This window comes from Streptomyces sp. CBMA123 (assembly GCF_014596465.1).
GTDB lineage: Bacteria > Actinomycetota > Actinomycetes > Streptomycetales > Streptomycetaceae > Kitasatospora.
This window is the reverse complement of the sequence record NZ_MECK01000613.1, coordinates 1-21,160: the sequence shown is the minus strand read 5'-3', so window position 1 is coordinate 21,160 and position 21,160 is coordinate 1. Positions and strand designations below refer to the sequence as shown.

The following is a 21,160-nucleotide window of genomic DNA, read 5'->3' as shown; positions in this document are numbered from 1 at the left end:
GGACGCCGTACCCGGTACCGTGCCCGACGCCGTCTCCGATCCCGGCGCCGTGCCCGATCCCGACGCCGTGCCCCAGGACTCCGACAGGATGCCGAACCGATGAACCCCCCGACGGCGACCGCCGCCGCGAACCCCGCCCTCGACGCCCGCCTCCGGGTCGACCGCGCCGCGTTCGCCCTCGACCTCGCACTCACCGCAGCCCCCGGCGAGGTGATCGCGCTGCTCGGCCCGAACGGCGCCGGCAAGTCCACCGCGCTGCGCGCCCTCGCCGGGCTGCTCCCGCTCAGCGGCGGGCACCTGCGCCTGGACGGCCACGTGCTGGAGGACCCGGCCCGGCGCCTGCACACCCCCGCCGAACTTCGGCCGGTCGGCGTGGTGTTCCAGGACTACCTGCTGTTCCCGCACCTCAGCGCGCTCGACAACGTCGCCTTTGGTCCGCGCTGCCAGGGGCGGCCCAGGCGCGAGGCCAGGGCCGAGGCGGCGGCCTGGCTGGAGCGGATGGGCCTGGCCGAGCACGCCTCGGTGCGCCCCGGCCGGCTCTCCGGCGGCCAGGCCCAGCGGGTGGCACTCGCCCGGGCGCTGGCCGTCCAGCCCCGGCTGCTGCTGCTGGACGAGCCGCTGGCCGCCCTGGACGCCCGCACCCGCCTCGACGTACGGTCCCAACTGCGGCGCCACCTGGCCGAGTTCGAGGACGTGGCGGTGCTGGTGACGCACGACCCGCTGGACGCCATGGTGCTGGCCGACCGGCTGGTGGTGATCGAGGACGGCCAGGAGGTGCAGTCCGGCAGCCCGGCGGAGGTCGCCCGCCGGCCGCGCACCGACTACATCGCCCGGCTGGTCGGCCTGAACCTGTACCAGGGACGGGCCGAGGGCGCCCGGGTCACCCTCCCGGACGGCACCGTCCTGACCACCGCCGAGGACCTCTCCGGGCCGGCGTTCGTGGCCTTCCCGCCCTCCGCCGTCACCCTCTACCGGGAACGCCCGCAGTCCAGCGCCCGCAACCTGTGGGAGGCCGAGATCACCGGCCTGGACCTGCACGGCGACCAGGTGCGCGCCGAACTCTCCGGCGCATTGCCGATGGCCGCCGACCTCACCCCGGCCGCCGTCGCCGAACTGCGGCTGGCACCGGGGGCGAGGGTCTGGGCCTCGGTCAAGGCCACCCAGACCCACGCCTACCCGGCCTGACCGCGCACCCACCGACCCGCACACCCGCACAGCCACGGACCCGCTCGCCCACGCACCCACACACCCACACACCCACCGGACGACGCCGCTACGCCGCTACTCCGTTACTCCGCCGGCTCGACGAACCCCGACTCGTACGCGGCGATCACCGCCTGGGTCCGGTCCCGCGCGCCGAGCTTCGCCAGCACACTGCTGACGTGGGTCTTCACCGTCTGCACCCCGAGGACCAGCCGCCCGGCGATCTCCCCGTTGCTGAGCCCGCGCGCCATCAGCCGCAGCACTTCGGCCTCGCGCCCGGTCAGCGCCGCCCGTTCCATCGTGGCGCGGGCGGCGGGGTTGCCGTGCCCGGCGGCCAGCCGGCGGATCGCGGCCGGGAACAGCAGCGACTCACCGGCCGCCACCAGCCGCACCGCGTGGGCGATTTCGGCCGGGCGGGAGCGCTTGAGCAGGAAGCCGTCGGCGCCCGCGCGCAGGGCCTGGTAGACGTAGTCGTCGTTCTCGAAGGTGGTGACGACCAGGATCCGCGGCGGCCGCTCCCCCGGCGCGCCGGGACGCAGCAGTTCGCGGGTGGCCGCCAGGCCGTCCAGGACGGGCATCCGGACGTCCATCAGCACCACGTGCGGGCGCAGCGTACGGGCCAGCGTCACCGCCTCCGCGCCGTCGGCCGCCTCGCCGACCACCCGCAGGTCGCCCTGGGCCTCCAGCACGGCGCGCAGTCCGGCCCGGACCAGTTCCTCGTCGTCGGCGAGCAGGATGTCGGTCATGCCGGTACCGCCTCCCGTCCGGGCGTCGCCCGCAACACCCGCAGGGCCCACCCGGCCCCCACCACCCGCGAGATCATTCGTCACGAGCCCAAGCGTAGGGGCAGCCGGACGTCGAGCACCCACAGCGCGCTCCCGTCGGCGGCCGCCCCGACGACGGCCTCGCCGCCGAGCAGCGCGGCGCGCTCGCGGATGCCGCGCAGCCCCTTGCCGCCCTTGCGCGAGCCGGCCCGGCCCGGTGCGCCCCGGCCGGGCGCCGTCACCAGCCGGTTGGCGCAGCGCAGCTCCAACTGCCCGTCCCGGACGGCGATCCGGACGCCGACCGACTCACCGGGCGCGTACTTGAGCGCATTGGTCACGCCCTCCTGGACGATCCGGTAGGACTCGCGCGAGAGCACCCCCGGCAGCACCCCGGCGGGCACCTCGATCCGCGCGTCGACCGGGCTGCCGGCCGCGCGGACGGTGTCGAACAGCGCGGGCAGCTGGTCGATGCCGGGCTGCTCGGTGGCCGTCCCGCTCCCCGCCGAGCCACCGGGTGAACCGCCCGCCGCACCGCCGCCCGCCGCGCCACCGCCCGCCGGGGTCTCGCGCAGCAGGACCAGGGTGCGTTCGAGGTCGTCCATCGCCTGCCGCCCGGTCTCCTCGATGACTTCGAGGGCCTTGGCGACGAAGGCCGCGTCCCCGACCTCACGCGCCGCGCCCGCCTGGAGGACCGTCACCGTCAGGGCGTGGCCGATGGAGTCGTGCAGCTCGCGGGCCAGCCGGTTGCGTTCCAGCAGCCGTTCGGCCCGCAGCTCGGCCTCCGCCAGCCGGTCCGCCGGTGACGGTCCCAACAGCCGTACGGCTATGGAGAGTTCGAGACGCCCGGCGCCCACCACCAACCAGCCGTAGCCGAGCGCGATCAGGGGGGCGAGCGGGAGGTACCAGAAGGCGCGCGGACCGGTCAGCAGGTCGAAGGCCGGGGCGAGGCCGAAGATCGTCGCGACGCCGACCGCCGTACCGAGCACCACCCGACCGATCAGCCAGCCGGCCGTGCGCCGCCGGTCGGCCCAGGTGCGGGACGGCTCGACGCCGATGTCCTCCTCCCGGTCGGGCACCAGCAGCAGCCGGGCCTGCACCCCCTCGGCCCGCCGCGCCGCCGGGATCAGCGCGACCAGCGCGAGCAGCGCGACGTCCACCGAGACGCTCGGCACCAGGATCTCGCCGAGGGTCTTGTGGTACGTCCCCGGATAGATCATCAGCACGACGCCCGCGAAGATCCACCCGACCAGCAGGTGCAGCAGCCGGGCGTAGGTGGCGCCGGCCAGCAGCGGGGCGAGGAGTCCGGTCACTCCGTCCCGGATCCGGGACGCGCTCATTCTTGGCACCGGCCCATCCTGCCAGTTCAACGGCCGTGCCCGTTCCCCCGCGGGGATCGCGCCCGCTCCCTCCCGGGAGGGAGACACGTCCCCACCGCGGCGGGATCCGCCCGAGCACCCCACTCCGGTCGAATGGGGCCACCGCCCGGAGCACGGGCGGCGACCACCAGCGAGGAGGGACGGCGGCCGTGATCGAGATCCAGCGTCTGACCAAGGAGTACGACGGCCGGAGGGTCGTCGATGACCTGTCCTTCGAGGTCCGCCCGGGCGTGGTGACCGGTTTCCTCGGCCCGAACGGCGCCGGGAAGAGCACCACCATGCGGATGGTCCTCGGCCTGGACCGCCCCACCGCCGGGCGCGCCCTGGTCGGCGGCCGCCCGTACACCGAACTCGCCGAGCCGCTGCGGCAGGTGGGCGCGCTGCTGGACGCCCAGGCCCTGCACGGCGGGCGGACCGCGCAGGGCCACCTGCGCTGGCTCGCCGCGAGCAACGGCCTGCCGGAGCGGCGGGTCGGCGAGGTGCTCGGCCAGGTCGGGCTGGCGGAGGCGGCGGGGCGGCGGATCCGGGGCTTCTCGCTCGGGATGCGCCAACGCCTGGGAGTGGCCGCCGCGTTGCTCGGCGACCCGCCGGTGCTGCTGCTGGACGAACCGGTCAACGGCCTGGACCCGGAAGGCATCCGCTGGATCCGGGGCCTGCTGCGGGAGCTCGCCGCCGAGGGCCGGGCGGTGCTGGTCTCCTCCCACCTGATGACCGAAATGGCGCTCACCGCGGACCACTTGGTGGTGATCGGCCGCGGCCGGCTGCTCGCGGACGCCGCCACCACCGACTTCATCGACCGCCACGGCCGGACCCGGATCCGGATCCGGGCCGTCGACCCGGCCAAACTGGCCGCCCTGCTCGGCGCCGGCGACCGCGGCTTCACCGCGGAACAGGTCGACGACGGGGCCTGGGAGGTGACCGGCATCGACCCCGAGCGGATCGCCGCCCTGGCCGCCGCCAGCGGTGTGGTGCTGTACGAGATCGCGGTCCAACAGGACTCGCTGGAGGAGGCGTTCATGCGGATGACCGCCGACAGTGTCGAGTACCGCGCCGAGGCCACCGGATGAACGCCCTGGCCTGCGCCCTCCGCGCCGAACGGATCAAGCTCACCACCCTCCGCTCGCTCTGGCTCCCGCCGCTGATCGCCGTCCTGCTCACCGCCGGCGTCACCGCCGGGGTCGGCGCGTCCCTCGGCGGCAAGGACCACAACATCACCGACGACCCGGGCATCGGCGTCTTCTACGGGCTCAACTTCGGCCAGGCCGCCCTGGTCGCCTTCGGAGTCCTGCTGATCGGGCAGGAGTTCAACACCCGGATGCTCGACGTCTCGCTCACCGCCGTCCCCCGACGCGGCCGACTGTACGGCGCCAAACTGGCGTTGGGCGCCCTCATCGGCCTCGGCGCGGGCGCACTCGGCACGGCGGGCGCCTTCGCCGGGTACGCGGCCACCGTCCCCGCCGAGTGGCACGGCCCCGCCTTCGCCCGCGCGGCCACGGCCGGAGTGCTCTACCCGGCGCTGCTGGTGGTGCTCTGCCTCGGGGCGACCACGCTGCTCGGCAACCTCACCGCCGCCATGGGCCTGCTGGGCCCGACCGTCTTCCTGCTCTCGCCCCTGCTCGCCGGCGTACCCGGCGCACGGGACGTGGTGCAGTTCCTGCCCGACCGGGCCGGCCAGTACGCACTGCACTACACCGACGACCCGCACACCGTGTACGGGCACTGGACCGGACTGCTGATCATGGCGCTCTGGACGGGCGCGGCCGTGTACGGCGGCCTGCGCGCCCTGCGGCGCGCCAAGTGACTTCGCGCGAAGGAGAGATGAGGATGCCCGGCTTCGGCAACGCCCTGCGCGCCGAACGGATCAAGTTCACCACCCTGCCCTCACAGTGGGCGGCCCCGCTGACCGCCCTGGTGCTGACCGTCGGCGTCAGCGCGGCCGTCAGCGCGTCCGAGGGCGCACCGGCGCCCGGGTCCGGCAAGGACCCGGCCGACACGATCTACTACGGGCTGCTGTTCGGCCACGTCGCGGTGGCCTGCCTCGGGATCCTGCTGATCGGGCAGGAGTTCAACACCCGCATGATCGGCACCTCGCTCACCGCCGTCCCCGGGCGCGGGCGACTGTACGGCGCCAAGCTCGCCCTCGGCGCCGGACTGGGCCTGCTGCTGGGCCTGGTCACGACCGCGTGCTGCTTCCTCGCCGTCGACGCCACGGCCGGGCTGGACCTCTCCACCCCCGGTCTGGCCCGCAGCTTCCTGGCCGGAGTGCTCTACCACCCGCTGATGGTGCTGCTCTGCCTCGGGCTGACCGCGATGCTGGGCAACTTCAGCGCGGCCCTCGGACTGCTCACCCCGATGGTCTTCCTCGGCACCACCTGGCTGGCCGCGATCCCCGGCGTCCGCGAAGCGGGCCAGTTCCTGCCCGACCGGGCCGGCCTGTACGCGATGCGCACCCAGGCGGAGCCGGACGTCCACTACGGGCACTGGACGGGACTGCTGATCATGGCACTCTGGACAGCCGCGGCCGTGTACGGCGGCCTGCGGGCGATGCGCCGGCACCAGACCTCGGACGCGTAGGCGAGCGTCGGACGGACACCGGAGGACTGACGACTGACGACTGACGGACGACGGCGAACAGATGACAGCCAGAGGGGTGCGGTCAGGGTGGCGTGACGGGGCCCATCCGTTGCCGGTCGGGGCTTCGTCGTCTTCGCCGGGCCTACCTCTTGCCCAGGTTCATCACGCAGGCGGCGGCGAAGCCGAGGAGCACCTGAACGCGCAAGGTGGACAGGGAGGGTTGTTCGGGTTGCATTGATCTTGGTCTGCACGTCGGGCGTCGGGCACCCTGGTCGGCGTGGACTCGGGGGAGACCGAGCGACTTCGCGGCTACTACTCCGGCAAGCACACCCGAAGCCCCACCGCCAGGGTCAGTTCGAGGACCCGGTGTGGCGATGCGAGATCCGGAAACAGCTCCCGCAGCTGCGACATCCGGTACCGGACTGTCTGAGGATGGACGAACAACTCCGCCGCCACCTCGTCCCGCCTGCCCTGGTGCAGCAGCCACGCCCGCAACGTCTCCTCCAGCCGCCGCGCGGTCGCGACGGGCAAGGTCCGCAACGGTGCGAGGGCTCGGGCACGCAGGTCTGCGAACGCGTCCACGTCGGCGCTCAGCACCAGCTCGGGCAGGTGGTCCTCGGTGTCGCGAATATCGGCGGAGAGGGAGCGCGCGCGTAGGGCTCGTGCGTACGAGGCGGACGCACGAGTCCATGGCCGTGCCGGGCCGACCACGGCGGTGCGGTCGGTCAGCTGCCGCAAGAGGTGTGATCGTTCGGCGTCGGGGACGAGCAGGACACCGGTGGCGTCCGGCAGATCGTCGAGCACGAGAGTGCTCGGGTCGAGCGCGCGGTAGGCGGGCCGGGCCTGGGCCGCGGGCAGCAGGACCGCGGTCAGCGAAACCGGGGGCTGCCACCCGGCCCGTTGAACAGCGGCCAGCAACACCTCCGGGCTCGCGCCGGCGAGGAGGTCGCGGGCCAGGTGTTCCAGGTGGCGCTCGTGGGCCCTGCCCCGGGCGGCCAGTTCGTCGGCATGGCCCGCGGCGCTCGCGGCGGAGAGTTCGTCGATGTAGGCGAAGGTCAGTTCGGCGAACTTGGCGACCTCGGCGGCGGGCAGACCTGCGGGTACGGCACCCGCTGCCAGGCATCGCCAGGCCACGCGGGCGCCGACGCGGTAGGCGCCGAGCAGGGCGTCCATCGAACGGCCGTCGCGCACCTCGCCGCGGCCCAGCTCGTAGGCCGCGTCACCGGCGTCGCCACCCGTGGCGTTCCCGCTCGCGAGGTCCAGGTAGTGCCCCAGGGCGGTGCGGACGGCTCGGCGGATGGTGCCGCCCATGCGGCCCGAAAGGGCGTTGGCATAGGGAGGGACTTCGTCGATGATCGCCTCGACGACCTCGTCGGCGGTGGCCGTCAGCGCGGCCCGAAGCGCGGTGACCGTCGTCTCGTCCAGGACCAGTTCGCTGGCCCTTCGGGTTGCATGGCTCATGTTCTTGTTCCCTGCGAACAATTCATCCGAGCAGATTTACGTCCTACGGTCAGGACTTTACGCCCTGAGGCGCAGCAAGCTGGAGTCATGACGAGTGCAGCCCTCCGCAGCAGGGCATGGAAGCTGCTGGAGATGGTCACGACGCCGCTGCTGCCGTCGGACTACCTCGACCTGGTCAGCCCGCTGCGTGCGGGCGCCGACCTGCGTGGGCGCATCGAGGCCGTGCACCCCGAGACGGCTGACGCGGCGACCGTCGTGATCAGGCCGGGACGGGGCTGGCGCGGCCACACGGCCGGTCAGTACGTGCGGATCGGGGTCGACGTCGACGGGAAGCGCCTGTGGCGTGCCTACTCCATCACCTCGCCGACGAACCGCCGGGACGGCCGCATCACGATCACCGTGAAGGCGATCCCGGACGGCAAGGTCAGCAACCACCTCGTCCGCAGGGCGACACCGGGCACGCTGATCCAGCTCGACCAGCCGACCGGTGACTTCGTGCTGCCGCGGGCCAAGCCCGCCAAGGTGCTCTACCTGACGGCCGGCAGCGGCATCACGCCCGTGATGGGCATGCTGCGCGACACCGAGTTCGACGACGCCGTCATGGTCCACTGCGCGCCGCAGCCGCAGGACGTGATCTTCCGCACCGAACTGCACGGCCTGGTCGCGGACCAGAAGCTTCGCCTCACCGAGGTGCACACCGCCACGGACGGCACGCTCGACATCGCCCGTCTCGGCGAACTCGTGCCCGACTGGGCCGAGCGCGAGACCTGGGCCTGCGGGCCCGCGGGCCTGCTCGACGCCGCAGAGGAGCACTGGACCGAGCACGGCTTCCAGGAGCGCCTGCACACCGAACGGTTCCGCCCCCGCATCGTCGTCGCCGGCGACGGCGGCGAGGTCACGTTCAGCGCCACCGGCAAGACCGTCGACGCGGACGGCGCCACGCCGTTGCTGGACATCGGCGAGGAAGCCGGTGTGCTCATGCCCTCCGGGTGCCGCATGGGCATCTGCTTCGGCTGCGTCACGCCGCTCAAGGCGGGCGCCGTCCGCGACCTGCGCACCGGCGACATCACCGAGGCCGAGCCGGGCGTCCTCATCCAGACCTGCGTGTCCGCCGCGGCGGGCCCCTGCGACATCGAACGGTAAGAGGCACCTTGACCGCCATCGACCCCACCGCCCACCTGACCGCGGAGCAGATCGAGGAGCTCGGCCGCGAGCTGGACGCGATCCGCGACGAGGTGATCGCCGCCCGCGGCGAGAAGGACGCCGCCTACATCCGCAAGGTCATCTCGGCGCAGCGCAAGCTCGAGCTGGCCAGCAGGGGCGTGCTGCTGTTCTCGATCTTCCCGCCCGCGTGGCTGCTCGGCACCGCCGGGCTGTCCGTGGCGAAGATCATGGACAACATGGAGATCGGCCACAACGTCCTGCACGGCCAGTGGGACTGGATGCGGGACCCGAAGATCCACTCCACCACCTGGGAGTGGGATCACGTCGCGCCGTCCGAGCAGTGGAAGCACTCGCACAACGAGCTGCACCACACGTACACCAACGTGATCGGCAAGGACAACGACCTCGGCTACGGCATCATGCGCGTCGACGAGGACCAGAAGTGGCACCCGTTCCACCTCGGCCAGCCGCTGTGGAACTTCCTCAACGCCTGCTTCTTCGAGTACGGCATCGCGGCGTACGACCTGGAGCTCGGCAAGAACCTGCAGAAGCGCCGCCGCAAGGACCCGCAGTTCCGCGAGCGGGCCAAGGCCGTGGGCCGCAAGATCCGCAAGCAGGTGGTCAAGGACTACGTGATCCACCCGCTGCTGTCGGGCCCGTCGTTCCTCACCACGCTCGCCGCCACCTTCACCGCGAACCTGGTCCGCAACATCTGGACCCACTCGGTGATCATGTGCGGGCACTTCCCCGAGGGCGTCCAGGTCTTCGAGCGCCAGTCGATCAAGGGCGAGACGCGCGGCCAGTGGTACCTGCGCCAGATGATGGGCTCGGCGAACATCAGCGGCAGCAAGGCCATGCACTTCATGACCGGCAACCTGTCGCACCAGATCGAGCACCACCTGTTCCCGGACCTGCCGAGCAACCGCTACGCCGAGGTCGCGGTGAAGGTGCGCGCGCTGTTCGAGAAGTACGAGCTGGAGTACGTCACCGGGCCGCTGCCCAAGCAGGTGTTCTCCGCGTGGCACAAGGTCTTCCGGCTCTCGCTGCCGAACAGGAAGCCCAAGGTCACGACACCGGGCCGCGAGCGGGAGCTCGTCACGGCCTGATTCCCGGTACCGGGCCTCGTGGGGGGGAGCGCCACCCCCGCCCCTCCACGAAGGCCCGGCCGGGGCATGCGACTGCCGGGAACGCGCGCACCTGACCTGCTACATCGCCATCCCGGGGTCAGGACGCCGGGGCCAGGATGCCGGGGTCAGGATGCCGGGGTCAGAGCGGGGCGTTCACGGGCGCCGGAGGCGCGGGGTGGGGCAGTAGCGCTCGCCGCCTTCGAACACAACGGTCGGCCCGGGGGCGATCTCGGTGAAGCCCGCGTCCCGGACCACCGGCAGCTCGCTGCGGACCAGCTCCTCCCACACCTCCGGCGCCGCCGTGCGGACCGCGAGCGCGAAGCCCGACTCCGCCCACTCCTTGCGCTGTGCCTCGTCCAGCCGCCACCAGGCGAGCTGCGCCGCATGGCCGGTCTGGGCCATGGTCTTGCCCGCGCTCATCTCCAGCCCCGGGTTGAGCCACAGCACCGGCAGCCCCGGCTCGGGCGCGCCGACCTCGGCGGTCTCCTCCAAGTCCGTCCCGGAGACCTGCAACTTGGCGAGTTCCTTCGGCCAGCCGTCCAACGGGATCGGCGGGAACACCCGCACCTCCGCCTCCCGCCCCCGCACCGTGATGCCGGGCAGCTCCCCGGCCCGGCGCCACTCCCCGCCCCGGGCCCGCCGGACCACCTTGCGGATCCGGGCGTCCTCCCAGGCCGCGACCCGCTCCGCCCACTCCCCGTCCACCTCGGTCACCCGGGGGTCGGCGAGCAGCGTCAGCACCGCCCGCGCCGAGGTCTCCAGCGCGTCCGTCCGCCCTGGCGGCGTCGCCTTCTCCAGCCGGACGACCAGCGGCAGCACGTACTGCGGTCGCTCGTCGCGGTCCTGGGGGTCGGGAACGGCGCCGGGGGCGGGAACGGGGGCCGGGTCATCGAACGGAGAAGTCACCCGTCCAGCATGCCAGCCCCACCCCCACCGCCCCGGCCCACCCCCGCACCCCGCCCGCACCACCTCCGTACCGCGCCCCGGGCCCGGCGGTCGCTGCTCAGCGCAGCCGCTGCCGCAGCTCGTCCACCGCCGCCCGGATCCCCGCGCTGTACGCGTCCTCCGGCAGCGCGTCCAGGCTCCGCACCGCCCGTTCCAGCTGCTCGCGCGCCAGGTCGGGCTCCCCGAGCTTGAGGTGGTCGGAGGCCAGGTTGAGGTGCAGCGAGGGGTAGAAGGCCCGCACCTGGAGGGCGGACTCGTACGTCGCGGCGCGCTCGGCGGTCAGCGAGTCGGCCGCCGCGAGGGCCCGCCGGTCCCACTCCAGTTCGGCCCGGGGGTCGTCCTGCAGGTCGGCCAGATAGTGCGCCAGGACGCAGCGGTGGAAGACGTCCCGCTCGCCCAGTTCGTCCCACAGGGCCTCGAAGCTGGTCCGCGCCTCGGCGGTCCGCCCGCGCTGCGCCGCCCGCACACCGTCCAGCCCGAGCGCGATCCGCCCCAGCGCCGACTCGTCCACCGCCGTCCCCGGCCCGACCGAACCCGGCCCACCTGATCCCGGCCCGCCCGAACCCGACTCCCCCGGGCCCGAATCCCCCGAGGGCACACCGCGCACACCAGACACATCGGACATGTCGGCAGCCTAGCCCCCGGCCCCCGACCGACGCCCGCTCAGCGCCGGTAGCCGCGCTGCGGGTCCCGCTCCTCCGCGTCCTCGTAGATCAGGAACCATCCCTCGGGGTGCGTCGCGGCCAGCAGCAGTTCGGTGCGCTGCTCCGCGCCGAGCTCCGGGTCCCCGTCGTCCGGCCCGTACGCGCCGAACAGTTCGTCGTGGCAGCCGTCCCAGTCGTAGTCGTAGAGATCGGCCGGGAGGTCGCCCATCATGTCGGCCACCGATTCGGGCTGGGAGCCCAGCAGGGTCCGGGCGTCCAACAGGGCCATCCGCAGCGCGAGTTCCTCGGCCAGGCAGCGCGGCAGCGGCCATTCGCCGAGCGCGAGGTCGTCGGCCAGGTCGTCGAAGGCGCGGGCCATGGTGCGCCGCCAGCCGCGGTGCAGCCGCCACGTGCGCTGGGGCAGCCGGGCGAAGACCGTCCAGTCGACGTCCTCGCCGTCGACGACCGGGTCGTCCCCGTGTTCGTCGAGGTCGTCGTAGGCGGCGTCGGCCAGGCCGAGCAGCTGGGCGTGCAGCAGGCAGGCGGTGCGCGGGGTGAGGGTCCAGTCCGCGCCCGCGCCGCCGTCCTCCTCCTCGCCGTCCAGCGGGAACAGTTCGGCGAAGTCCGGGGTGAAGTCCTCGGTGACGCTGATCTCCAGCGTGCCGCCGATCGCCTCCACCCCGGGGATCGCGGCCACCAGCCGGTCGGGGTGCAGCAGTGCGCCGAGCGCCGCGTTGGCGTCCTCGGCCACCTCGCGCAGCAGTTCACGGCGCTGGCCCGCCGGGTCGATGCCCTCGAAGTCCAGTTCCTCGACGGCCCTGATCGCGGCCGCGCGCAGCGCCGGCCAGTCGGTGATCCGCAGGCCCAGCACCACCGTCGCCTCGATCTCCGGCGCGTCGGAGTACTCCGCCGCGCCCGGCCCCTGCGGATGATCGCTTCGCTCGCCCATGGGGCTACGGTACGGCCTTTCGGCCGCCCGATCACCGGTCTGAACCAGCTTCCGGAGACCCATCTCGGCCACCTCGCGGCCGCGCCTCTGTCACCCGGACGCACGACACCGGCAGGATGGCCCCCATGGCTGACATCAACGAGTTCGGCGGCGGGCAGGGCCCGAACGCCGACGTCATGGTCGTGACCACCAACGACATCCCCGGATTCCGGGTCGATCACGTGATCGGCGAGGTCTTCGGGCTGACCGTGCGCAGCCGCCACATCGGCAGCCAGATCGGCGCCGGGCTGAAGTCGCTGATCGGCGGCGAGCTGCGGGGTCTGACGAAGACCCTGGTCGAGAGCCGCAACGAGGCGATGCAGCGACTGGTCGAGCAGACCAAGGCGCGCGGCGGCAACGCCGTCCTGATGATGCGCTTCGACGTGACGGAGGCGGCGGACGTCGGCACCGAGATCTGCGCGTACGGCACCGCCGCGGTGATCTCCCCCATCACCTGAGCCACCCCACCCGCACCCCTGCCCACACATCGCACCACCCCGCAGCGCACCACCCCGCGCCGCATCGCACCGCCCCCGCACCGCGGGCCCCTCACGGGAACAGCCACCGACCCCCCGATGTTTCACGGGCGTGACTGTTTACGGTGCAACCAACGCGGCCGGTCGGCGACTCGTGGACGTCCTGGTGGTGGGCGCCGGACAGGCCGGACTGTCCGCCGCCTACCACCTCGGCCGCCGCGGTGTCGCGCCCTACGAGGAGGGAGTCGACGGCGGCTTCGTCGTCCTCGACGCCAACGCCACCCCCGGCGGTGCCTGGGCGCACCGCTCGCCCTCCTTGCGGATGGCCACCGTGCACGGCTTCCACGACCTCCCGGACGCCGAACTCCCGGCGCCCGACCCGGAGGCCCGCGCCCGGGAGGTGGTGCCGGGGTACTTCACGGCGTACGAAACCCGGCACGCGCTCCCGGTCGTACGCCCGGTCGCGGTCCACGCGGTGCGCCCCGAGTCCGAGCACCCCGACTCCCGGCTGCTGGTCGAGACCGACCGCGGCACCTGGTCCACCCGGGCACTGATCAACGCCACCGGCACCTGGACCCGCCCCTTCCTCCCCCACTACCCGGGCCACTTCGCGGGCCGTCAGCTGCACTACGCCGAGTACCGCGGGCCCGAGGAGTTCGCGGGCCGGCGCGTCCTGGTGGTGGGCGGCGGCGCCTCGGCGATCCAGGTGCTCTCGGAGGTCGCCGCGGTCGGCGAGACGGTCTGGGCCACCCGCTCCGAACCCGTCTACCACGAGGGCCCGTTCACCCCCGAGTACGGGCGCGCGGTGGTCGCCAAGGTCGAGGAGCGGGTCCGCCAAGGCCTGCCGGTGCGCAGCGTGGTGAGCGTGACCGGCCTCGGCCCCTCGGTCGCCTACCGCCGCGCCGAGGAGCTGGGCGCGCTGCACCGCCGGCCGATGTTCGACCGGCTCACCGAGCACGGGGCCGCCTGGGGCGATGAGGAGCTGACGGTGGACGCGATCGTCTGGGCGACCGGCTTCCGCCCCGAGGTCGGCCACCTTGCGCCGCTCGGCCTGCGCTCCCCCGGTGGCGGGATCGCGCTGACCGGCACCCGTGCCACCGCCGACCCCCGCGTCCACCTGGTCGGCTACGGCCCGTCCGCCAGCACCGTCGGCGCCAACCGGGCGGGCCGCGCCGCCGTCAACGACCTGGTCAAACTCCTCGGGGACCCGGCCGAGGCGGCCTGGCCCAAGCCCACCCACGAGCCCCCGCACGAACCCGCCCACGAGCCCCCGCAGGCCCCCGTCCTGGCCCCCGCCACCGTCTGACGGCCCGCCTCAGCGGTCGTAGTCGACGGTGACCCGGTCGGTAACCGGCCGGGCCTGGCAGGTGAGCACGTAACCGGCCGCCAGCTCCTTCTCCTCCAGCGCGAAGTTGCGGCGCATCTCCACCTCGCCCTCGGTGACCAGCGCCCGGCAGGTGCCGCAGACCCCGCCCTTGCAGGCGAACGGCAGGTCGGGGCGGGAGCGCTGGGCGCCGTCCAGGATCGAGCGGTCGCGCGGGAGGGTGAGGGTGCTGCCGCGCCCGTCGAGGACGACGGTGACCTCGCTGCGCTCGCCGGGCGTGCCCGAGGCCTCGCCGTCCGTGCCGTCCCAGTCCTCGTCGCGCTCGGCGAGCGGCTCGTCCTCGGCGTGGAACAGCTCCTGGTGCACCCGCTCGCCGGGCACCGCCAGGCCGGCGAGCAGTTCCTTCGCCCCGGCGACCATGCCGAACGGGCCGCACAGCCACCAGTGCCCGACCGCGCCGACGTCCACCAGCGCCGTCAGCAGCGCCCGGACCCGCTCCGGGTCCAGCCGGCCGCTGAGCAGTTCGGCGTCCCTGGTCTCCCGGGAGAGCACGTGGACCAGCTGGAAGCGGCCGAGGTAGCGGTCCTTCAGGTCGGCCAGCTCGTCCGCGAACATCACGGTGTCGCTGCGCCGGTTGCCGTAGAGCAGGGTGACGGTGGAGCGGCGGTCGGCGGCCAGCACGGAGGCGGCGATCGACAGCATCGGGGTGATGCCGGAGCCGGCCGCGAGCAGCACGTGGTCGGCGGGCTCGCCGAGCTCGGGGGTGAACAGGCCGGACGGGGTCAGTACCTCGACCTCCTCACCGGGCCGGGCCTCGCGCACCAGCCAGCGCGAGAACAGCCCGCCGGGCACCTCCCGGACGGCGATCCGCAGCGGCCCTCCGACCGGGGCGCAGATCGAGTACGAGCGGCGCTCGTCCGCGCCGTCCACCAGCTTGCGCAGGGTCAGCGTCTGCCCGGGCCGGAACGCGTACTCGGCCGCCAGGCCGTCCGGCACCGCGAAGGTCACCGCCACGGCGTCCTCGCAGAGCCGCTCCACCCGGTCGATCCGCAGCCGGTGGAAGGCCGGGCGGCGGGCCGGGCGAACGGGGTCCGACACAGGGGTCGCGGCGGGCATTCAGATCTCCTTGACGCGTTCGAACGGCTCGCGGCAGGCGCGGCAGCGCCAGAGCGCCTTGCAGGCGGTGGAGCCGAAGCGGGACAGCTCCTCCGTGTCGGTGCCGCCGCAGTGCGGGCAGGGCACGGGGGCCGCGGCTCCGGTGCGGGTGGGACCGAGGGCGAGCGGGACCGGCCCCGTGGCGGGGGCGAGGGCCGAGGTGGGGCGCGGCGGGGCGATGCCCGCCTCGGCGAGCTTGCGGCGGCCCTCGGCGGTGATCAGGTCGGTGGACCAGGGCGGGTTCAGCCGCAGCCGCACCCGGACGTCCGGGTACCCGGCGGCGCGCAGCCGGCGGTCGACGTCGGCGGCCATCTCGGCGACGGCCGGGCAGCCCGAGTACGTCGGGGTCAGCCAGGCGGTCACCGTGCCGCTGCCGCCGTCCACCTCGACGCCGGCCAGCACGCCCAGGTCGGCCAGGGTGAGCATCGGCAGCTCCGGGTCCGGGACGGCCGCGGCGACCTCCCAGGCCAGGTCGCGGACGGTGTCCGCGGTGCCCGTCACCACGTCGCCCCCGGGTGCGCGCGGGCCACCGCCTGCAGCTCGGCGAGCAGCGGGCCGAGCACTTCGGTGTGCACCCCGTCCCGGCCGGCCCGGCCCAGCACGGTGGCCAGCGGCGGAACGTCCGGCACGGTCAGCCCGGCCTCGGCGAGGACGGCGGCCAGCTCCCGCAGCACCGGCTCGCGCAGCCCCGCCGGGTCGACGCCGGCCCGCAGCTCCACCGGGTGCGCGGTGAACAACTCCTCCAGCAGCGGCCAGACCGCGTCCAGCCCCGCCTGCATCCGCTCCGCCGAGTACGGCGTGCCGTCGCCGAGCCGCAGCGTCCAGGCGGTGGCGTACTCGCGGTGGTACGCCAGCTCCTTGACGCCCCGGGCCGCGACCGCGGCCAGCACCGGGTCCGGGTGCGCGCTCAGCTCCTCGTACAGCGCGCCGCGGGCGGTGGCGAACAGCAGCAGCCGGGCGACCGAGAACGCGAAGTCGCCGTTCGGGGCCTCCACCAGGCGGACGTTGCGGAACTCGTGCTCCTCCCGCCAGTACGCCAGGTCGTCCTCGGTGCGGCCGGAGCCGTCCGCCTGACCGGCCCGGGTGAGCAGCAGCCGGGCCTGGCCGAGCAGGTCGAGGCCGAGGTTGGCGAGCGCGACCTCCTCCTCCAGCTCGGGTGCCCGGGTGCACCACTCGATCAGCCGTTGGGCGAGCACCAGGGCGTCGTCGCCGAGCATCTGGCAGTAGGCGGCGAGGTCCGGACCGGCCAGGCCGTCGGGCAGGGCGGTGTCCACGCCGAGCAGCGGGTCGGCGAAGCCCGTCCCGTACGCCCAGCGGCCCTCGCCCTCGGGGCCGGGCGTGGCTCCGGCGAGGCTGAGGTAGACGTGGTCGTCCTCGGTGGCGGACGCGGTGTGGTCGTGCACGGTGGCTCCCCCGTCAGATGTGCGGGACATCCTCGGGGATGTCGTAGAAGGTCGGGTGGCGGTAGACCTTGTCGCCGCTGGGCTCGAAGAACGGGTCACGCTCGTCCGGGGTGGAGGCGGTGATCGCGGCCGAGCGGACCACCCAGAGGCTGACGCCCTCGTTGCGGCGGGTGTACAGGTCGCGTGCGGCGAGCAGGGCCATCCGGTCGTCGGAGGCGTGCAGCGAGCCCACGTGGACGTGGTTCAGGCCGCGCCGGGGGCGCACGAACACCTCGTACAACGGCCAGCCGGCCTTGGACTCGGGCTGGGGCTCCGGCTGGGGCGCCGGCTGGGGCTCGGTCACTTTCCGTTCTCCTGTTCGGGGGTCTGCGGCCCGGCGGCCGCGGGTGCGGCGTCGGCCGCGGGTGCTGGTGCGGGTGCGGCGTCGGCTGCTTCGGCGGCGCGCTTGGCCGCGTAGGCGACGGCCGCCTCGCGCACCCAGGCGCCCTCCTCGTGGGCGGCCCGGCGGCGGTCGATCCGCTGGGCGTTGCACGGGCCCTGGCCCTGGATGACCCTGGTCAGCTCGGCCCAGTCCGGCTCGCCGAAGTCCCAGCCGCCGCGCTCCTCGTTCCAGCGCAGCTCGGGGTCGGGGAGGGTGACACCCAGGTGCTCGGCCTGCGGCACGGTCATGTCGACGAAGCGCTGCCGGAGCTCGTCGTTGGTGTGGCGCTTGATCCGCCAGGCCATCGAGCGGGCGGTGTTCGGCGAGTCGGCGTCCGGCGGGCCGAACATCATCAGCGACGGCCACCACCAGCGGTCCACCGCGTCCTGGACCATCCGGCGCTGGCCTTCGGTGCCGCGCATCAGGGTCATCAGGAGCTCGTAGCCCTGGCGCTGGTGGAAGGACTCCTCCTTGCAGACCCGCACCATCGCCCGGGCGTACGGGCCGTAGCTGCAGCGGCAGAGCGGGACCTGGTTGCAGATCGCGGCGCCGTCCACCAGCCAGCCGATCACGCCGACGTCGGCGAAGGTGAGGGTGGGGTAGTTGAAGATCGAGGAGTACTTCTGGCGGCCGCTGATCAGCTTCTCGGTGAGCTCGGCACGGTCGACGCCGAGGGTCTCGGCGGCGGCGTAGAGGTAGAGGCCGTGCCCCGCCTCGTCCTGGGCCTTGGCCAGCAGGATGGCCTTGCGGCGCAGCGAGGGGGCCCGGGTGAGCCAGTTGCCCTCCGGCTGCATGCCGATGATCTCGGAGTGGGCGTGCTGGGCGATCTGGCGGATCAGCGTGGCCCGGTAGGCGTCGGGCATCCAGTCCCTGGGCTCGATCCGCTGCTCGGCCGCGATCACCGCGTCGAACCGGTCCTCCGGCGTCTGCGCGGGGACCGCCTCGGCCACCTCTGCTGTCACCACGGTCCCCTTTCACGTAAGCGCGACCGACTGACCGTTCGGTCGGTACCATTCTGCGCGGCGGAACGGAGGGATGGCAAGGGACGGACGAGGCGCCGGGAGAGACGGGGAGGTGCTGGGAGCCGCCGAGGAGCTGCCGGGAGCCGCCGGGAAACGGATAACAGCTGACAGAATCTGAAATCTGTCAGCTGTTATCCGTCATCTGTGATCTGTTATCTGTCCGCTGTCATCCGTCGGCTGCCAGCTGTGACCTGTCAGCCGTCCCGGCTCACCCCTCCCCGCGGTCCCGCAGCCGCGGCAGCGGCACCGCGAGCAGCGTCGCCAGCAGGGCGATCCGCGGAGCGATCTGGTCCAGCCGGATGTACTCGTGCCGGGCGTGGGCACCGGCGCCCACCGCGCCGAAGCCGTCCAGGGTCGGCAGCCCGCGCGAGCCCGGCAGGTTGGTGTCCCCGGCCCCGCCCGCCGGCGCGCCGTCCAGCTGCTGCCCGAGCACCGCGGCGAGCGAACGCACGTGCCTCAGCAGCGGGTTGCCGCTCCGCTCGGGCCAGGCCGGCCGGCTGGACAACACCTCCGTCCGCACCCGCGCCCCCGGCCGCAGCGCGGTCAGCCGGGCCAGGTTGTCGAGCGTACGGCGCTGCGCCTCGACGGTGGAGAAGCGCAGCCCCAGCTCCGCCTCGGCCCGTCCGGCGACCACGTTGGCCCGCGAACCGCCGCTGATCCGACCGGCGTTGAGCTCGGTGCCCGGCTGACCGGCCAGACCCCGGACGAGCACGAGCTGGTCGACGAGTTCGTCCACCGCCGACACCCCGTCGTGGGCGTCGTTGCCCGCGTGGGCCTCCCGGCCGGTGACGGTGAGCCGCACCCGGGTGCTGCCGCGCCGCGCGGTCTTCAACCGGCCGTCCGGGTGCGGCGGCTCCAGCCCCAAGACTGCCGCCGCGCCGCGTAGTTGGCGCTCGACCAGACGCCGCCCGTCCGGGCTGCCGACCTCCTCGTCGGACACCACGACCAGTCGCACGGTGCGGTGCGGCCGCTGCCCCAGGTCCGCGAGCAGCGCCAACGCGCCCTCCAGGATGGCGAGTCCGCCCTTCATGTCGACCACGCCGGGCCCGGTGAGCCGCCCGTCCTGCTCGGTCACCGGCCAGTCCGCCAGGGTGCCGGCCGGCCAGACGGTGTCGTGGTGGCCGACGATCAGCAGATGGGGCAGGGTCTCGTCCCGCCCCTCCCACTCCAGCACCAGGTGGTCCCCGGCCGGACCGGGTTCGCGGCGGGCGGTGGCCCCAGTGGCCCGGAATCCGGCCGCCAACTCCTCGGCGAGCGCGTCGAGTCGGGGTGCGTCACCACTGGGCGACTCGATCCGGGCCAGGTCCACGCAGCGCCGCCGGACGGCGCCGGCCAGCGTGCGGGCCCGGGTGCTGAGCGCCTGCGGCAGTCCGGGCAGCGCCGTGGTGGTCGCGGCGGCAGCGGTGACGGCGGCGGCGACGGCAGTGGTCGAGCCGGCCATCGTGGCGCCGGAGTTGGCCGGTTCGGCGGCGGCAGGCCCCGCTACCGAAGTACCGGGAGCACCGGGAGCACCTGGAGCGGCAGGGTCGGCTGTGGCGACCAGGGCTTCGCCGTCGGTGGCGGCGGGAACGGTCACCGGTACGCGGTCGGGTTCCGCGGCGGCACCCGGTGCGGCCGGCGACCCGACGATCTGGGGACTCAACGCTCGCCTCCGCGGCCGCAGCCGGTATTCAGCGGCCGTACCGGCCGACCGCTCCCGCCCGGGTACCAGGCCCGGCCGGACCGCACCCGTCGGCCGGGATGTTGCACGGCCCGTCGGAACGGCCCGTCTGGCCCAAGTGCGGTGGAACGGCTGGGCGGCATGCTTGGCATTGCGTCCTCCTCGCTCGATCCGGTGGCTCCGGTCCGCCCGGAGCCCCGTGGACGGCGGCCTCCTGGTGGCGGGTGCAGTGACCGCACCGCCGCAGGGAAGCCGAGATGTGAGCCTAGAAGAACCGTTCGGTTTCCTGCGAGGTGGCCCTGTTCCCAGCGTGCCGGTACGGGCCCCGGTTTCGGGCGCCCGTGGAAGGAAGCGGCGGGCGTTCGGCGGGCCGGGCCCGGATCGACGCGCGGGCGCGGTCGCCGGATCGCACCCATCTCCACCATGGACCCGCCGCCCGGGTTCGGCAGCGCAAACGGCCAAGGCTCGGCATTTCCACGCCGGATGGGTGACAACGGCTCAGCGGGCGGTACCAACCGGAGGCACGCGAGGGCTCAGGGAAGCCCACGGCGACGCCCGAACCGACCTCCGGGGAACATCCGCGTGAACGCCGTCCGACGCTGCGCCCCACCCTGCCCTCGCGAGCGCCCGCCGTCAGGCACCGTCCCCGATCAGCCCCGCATCCCGTGCGAGCAGCGCCGCCTGGACCCGGTTGGCCACCCCGAGCGCGGTCAGGATCCGACTGACGTGCGCCTTGACGGTGCTCTCCCGCATCCCCAGCACGCCCGCGATCTCGGCGTTGGAGAGCCCGTCGGCGAGTTCGCGCAGCACCTCGGTCTCGCGCGGGGTGAGCCCGGCGATCCGGCCGCGGGCGGCCACGCACCGGGGCGCACCGACCCGGTGGTACCGGTCGATCAGCCGTCGCGCGGCCGCCGGGTGCAGCATCCCCTGCCCGGCGGCGACCACGTGGACGGCTCGGGCGATCTCGGCGGGCGGGGTGTCCTTGAGCAGGAAGCCGTCCGCGCCGGCGGCGAGCGCCTGGTACACGTACTCGTCCAGGTCGAAGGTGGTGAGCGCGATCACCCGCGGTGGGTCGGGGAGTTGGCGCAGCCGCCGGGTGGCGGCAATCCCGTCCAACCGGGGCATCCGGATGTCCATCAGCGCGACGTCGACCCGGTGGCCGCGGGCCAGCTCGACGGCCTGCATCCCGTCGGCGGCTTCGGCGACCACGGTCAGTGCCGGGTCCTGGGTGAGGAGGTCGACCAGGCCGAGGCGCACCAGCGCGTCGTCGTCGACCACCATCGTGCGGATCATGTGGCGTCCTTCGGCTGCTGGGGCTCGGGCGGTGGCGGTTGCGACGACAGGGGCTGCGGGCTCGGGCCGGACTGCGGGGGCCCGAGCGGCGAGGGCTCCGACGGCGGGGGTGGCGGCGCTGCCCGCACCGGCCGGTCCGGCGCGGGCAGCCGGGCGTAGA

At 74.0% G+C, this 21,160-nt stretch carries 21 protein-coding genes; 8 read left to right on the top strand and 13 right to left on the bottom strand.

The features are described 5' to 3' along the window. The first annotated feature begins 99 nt into the window (after positions 1 to 99). Positions 100 to 1,185, top strand: coding sequence for an ABC transporter ATP-binding protein (locus BG452_RS39910; protein WP_188309246.1), 1,086 nt, complete (start codon positions 100 to 102; stop codon positions 1,183 to 1,185). A 104-nt stretch (positions 1,186 to 1,289) separates the two neighbouring features. Here the strand turns inward: BG452_RS39910 and BG452_RS39905 are convergent, their stop codons facing one another. Next, positions 1,290 to 1,949 (bottom strand): response regulator transcription factor, encoded by a 660-nt coding sequence (locus BG452_RS39905; protein WP_188309245.1) that lies wholly within the window; start codon positions 1,947 to 1,949, stop codon positions 1,290 to 1,292. Between the two features lie 80 nt (positions 1,950 to 2,029). Further along, on the bottom strand, positions 2,030 to 3,304 hold the full coding sequence (locus BG452_RS39900; protein WP_188309244.1) for a sensor histidine kinase: 1,275 nt from the start codon (positions 3,302 to 3,304) through the stop codon (positions 2,030 to 2,032). A gap of 188 nt (positions 3,305 to 3,492) precedes the next feature. Between BG452_RS39900 and BG452_RS39895 the strand changes: the two genes are divergently transcribed. The 3 genes from BG452_RS39895 to BG452_RS39885 are packed head-to-tail and all read left to right on the top strand — an operon-like array spanning position 3,493 to position 5,917. Then, on the top strand, positions 3,493 to 4,410 hold the full coding sequence (locus BG452_RS39895; protein WP_188309243.1) for an ATP-binding cassette domain-containing protein: 918 nt from the start codon (positions 3,493 to 3,495) through the stop codon (positions 4,408 to 4,410). Then, positions 4,407 to 5,144, top strand: coding sequence for a hypothetical protein (locus BG452_RS39890; protein ID WP_188309242.1), 738 nt, complete (start codon positions 4,407 to 4,409; stop codon positions 5,142 to 5,144). Before BG452_RS39895 ends, BG452_RS39890 begins: the two co-directional genes overlap by 4 nt. Before the next feature lie 23 nt (positions 5,145 to 5,167). After that, complete coding sequence (locus BG452_RS39885) at positions 5,168 to 5,917, top strand: ABC transporter permease (RefSeq protein ID WP_188309241.1); 750 nt, start codon at positions 5,168 to 5,170, stop codon at positions 5,915 to 5,917. Positions 5,918 to 6,229: 312 nt separating this feature from the next. Here the strand turns inward: BG452_RS39885 and BG452_RS39880 are convergent, their stop codons facing one another. Then, complete coding sequence (locus BG452_RS39880; RefSeq protein ID WP_188309240.1) at positions 6,230 to 7,378, bottom strand: PucR family transcriptional regulator; 1,149 nt, start codon at positions 7,376 to 7,378, stop codon at positions 6,230 to 6,232. Between the two features lie 132 nt (positions 7,379 to 7,510). Here BG452_RS39880 and BG452_RS39875 point away from each other — a divergent pair, with 132 nt between their 5' ends. Beyond that, on the top strand, positions 7,511 to 8,521 hold the full coding sequence (locus tag BG452_RS39875; RefSeq protein WP_188309260.1) for a ferredoxin reductase: 1,011 nt from the start codon (positions 7,511 to 7,513) through the stop codon (positions 8,519 to 8,521). 8 nt (positions 8,522 to 8,529) lie between these two features. Next, on the top strand, positions 8,530 to 9,648 hold the full coding sequence (locus BG452_RS39870) for a fatty acid desaturase family protein (RefSeq protein ID WP_188309239.1): 1,119 nt from the start codon (positions 8,530 to 8,532) through the stop codon (positions 9,646 to 9,648). A 174-nt stretch (positions 9,649 to 9,822) separates the two neighbouring features. Here the strand turns inward: BG452_RS39870 and BG452_RS39865 are convergent, their stop codons facing one another. The 3 genes from BG452_RS39865 to BG452_RS39855 all read right to left on the bottom strand — a co-directional run bounded on the left by BG452_RS39865 (position 9,823) and on the right by BG452_RS39855 (position 12,207). Beyond that, positions 9,823 to 10,575 carry a peptidyl-tRNA hydrolase gene (locus BG452_RS39865; RefSeq protein WP_188309238.1) on the bottom strand — a complete coding sequence of 251 codons (753 nt, stop codon included), beginning with the start codon at positions 10,573 to 10,575 and terminating at the stop codon, positions 9,823 to 9,825. A 97-nt stretch (positions 10,576 to 10,672) separates the two neighbouring features. Continuing rightward, on the bottom strand, positions 10,673 to 11,125 hold the full coding sequence (locus BG452_RS39860) for a hypothetical protein (RefSeq protein WP_188309237.1): 453 nt from the start codon (positions 11,123 to 11,125) through the stop codon (positions 10,673 to 10,675). A gap of 152 nt (positions 11,126 to 11,277) precedes the next feature. Next, positions 11,278 to 12,207, bottom strand: coding sequence for a hypothetical protein (locus BG452_RS39855; RefSeq protein ID WP_188309236.1), 930 nt, complete (start codon positions 12,205 to 12,207; stop codon positions 11,278 to 11,280). A 125-nt stretch (positions 12,208 to 12,332) separates the two neighbouring features. On the opposite strand from BG452_RS39855, the gene BG452_RS39850 reads away from it, so the two are divergent. Both BG452_RS39850 and BG452_RS39845 read left to right on the top strand, forming a co-directional pair. Further along, positions 12,333 to 12,704, top strand: coding sequence for a YbjQ family protein (locus tag BG452_RS39850; protein ID WP_188309235.1), 372 nt, complete (start codon positions 12,333 to 12,335; stop codon positions 12,702 to 12,704). A 130-nt stretch (positions 12,705 to 12,834) separates the two neighbouring features. Beyond that, the gene (locus tag BG452_RS39845; protein WP_188309234.1) at positions 12,835 to 14,028 is read left to right on the top strand and encodes an NAD(P)-binding domain-containing protein; all 1,194 of its coding nucleotides are present in this window, start codon (positions 12,835 to 12,837) and stop codon (positions 14,026 to 14,028) included. 9 nt (positions 14,029 to 14,037) lie between these two features. Here BG452_RS39845 and paaE read toward each other — a convergent pair whose 3' ends face one another. The 7 genes from paaE to BG452_RS39810 all read right to left on the bottom strand — a co-directional run bounded on the left by paaE (position 14,038) and on the right by BG452_RS39810 (position 21,000). Next, positions 14,038 to 15,162, bottom strand: coding sequence for a 1,2-phenylacetyl-CoA epoxidase subunit PaaE (gene paaE, locus BG452_RS39840; protein ID WP_188309233.1), 1,125 nt, complete (start codon positions 15,160 to 15,162; stop codon positions 14,038 to 14,040). Then, the gene (paaD, locus tag BG452_RS39835; protein WP_188309232.1) at positions 15,163 to 15,705 is read right to left on the bottom strand and encodes a 1,2-phenylacetyl-CoA epoxidase subunit PaaD; all 543 of its coding nucleotides are present in this window, start codon (positions 15,703 to 15,705) and stop codon (positions 15,163 to 15,165) included. Continuing rightward, positions 15,699 to 16,634, bottom strand: coding sequence for a 1,2-phenylacetyl-CoA epoxidase subunit PaaC (paaC, locus tag BG452_RS39830; RefSeq protein WP_188309231.1), 936 nt, complete (start codon positions 16,632 to 16,634; stop codon positions 15,699 to 15,701). Before paaC ends, paaD begins: the two co-directional genes overlap by 7 nt. Further along, positions 16,618 to 16,947, bottom strand: coding sequence for a 1,2-phenylacetyl-CoA epoxidase subunit PaaB (gene paaB / locus BG452_RS39825; protein ID WP_188309230.1), 330 nt, complete (start codon positions 16,945 to 16,947; stop codon positions 16,618 to 16,620). The genes paaC and paaB overlap by 17 nt, the downstream gene beginning before the upstream one ends. Continuing rightward, the gene (gene paaA / locus BG452_RS39820) at positions 16,944 to 17,987 is read right to left on the bottom strand and encodes a 1,2-phenylacetyl-CoA epoxidase subunit PaaA (RefSeq protein ID WP_317621445.1); all 1,044 of its coding nucleotides are present in this window, start codon (positions 17,985 to 17,987) and stop codon (positions 16,944 to 16,946) included. The genes paaB and paaA overlap by 4 nt, the downstream gene beginning before the upstream one ends. A gap of 268 nt (positions 17,988 to 18,255) precedes the next feature. Continuing rightward, positions 18,256 to 19,623 (bottom strand): M20 family metallopeptidase, encoded by a 1,368-nt coding sequence (locus BG452_RS39815; protein WP_317621444.1) that lies wholly within the window; start codon positions 19,621 to 19,623, stop codon positions 18,256 to 18,258. A gap of 717 nt (positions 19,624 to 20,340) precedes the next feature. Further along, entirely contained in the window at positions 20,341 to 21,000 is a 660-nt protein-coding gene (locus BG452_RS39810) for a response regulator (RefSeq protein WP_188309228.1), read from the bottom strand. Positions 21,001 to 21,160 lie beyond the last annotated feature (160 nt).

Bases quoted from the DNA above. Each gene is read 5' to 3' on its own strand.
- BG452_RS39910 (WP_188309246.1), top strand. From the start codon at position 100: ATGAACCCCCCGACGGCGACCGCCGCCGCGAACCCCGCCCTCGACGCC.
- BG452_RS39905 (WP_188309245.1), bottom strand. From the start codon at position 1,949: ATGACCGACATCCTGCTCGCCGACGACGAGGAACTGGTCCGGGCCGGA.
- BG452_RS39900 (WP_188309244.1), bottom strand. From the start codon at position 3,304: ATGAGCGCGTCCCGGATCCGGGACGGAGTGACCGGACTCCTCGCCCCG.
- BG452_RS39890 (WP_188309242.1), top strand. From the start codon at position 4,407: ATGAACGCCCTGGCCTGCGCCCTCCGCGCCGAACGGATCAAGCTCACC.
- BG452_RS39885 (WP_188309241.1), top strand. From the start codon at position 5,168: ATGCCCGGCTTCGGCAACGCCCTGCGCGCCGAACGGATCAAGTTCACC.
- BG452_RS39880 (WP_188309240.1), bottom strand. From the start codon at position 7,378: ATGAGCCATGCAACCCGAAGGGCCAGCGAACTGGTCCTGGACGAGACG.
- BG452_RS39875 (WP_188309260.1), top strand. From the start codon at position 7,511: ATGGTCACGACGCCGCTGCTGCCGTCGGACTACCTCGACCTGGTCAGC.
- BG452_RS39855 (WP_188309236.1), bottom strand. From the start codon at position 12,207: ATGGGCGAGCGAAGCGATCATCCGCAGGGGCCGGGCGCGGCGGAGTAC.
- BG452_RS39850 (WP_188309235.1), top strand. From the start codon at position 12,333: ATGGCTGACATCAACGAGTTCGGCGGCGGGCAGGGCCCGAACGCCGAC.
- paaE (WP_188309233.1), bottom strand. From the start codon at position 15,162: ATGCCCGCCGCGACCCCTGTGTCGGACCCCGTTCGCCCGGCCCGCCGC.
- paaC (WP_188309231.1), bottom strand. From the start codon at position 16,634: ATGTCCCGCACATCTGACGGGGGAGCCACCGTGCACGACCACACCGCG.
- BG452_RS39810 (WP_188309228.1), bottom strand. From the start codon at position 21,000: ATGATCCGCACGATGGTGGTCGACGACGACGCGCTGGTGCGCCTCGGC.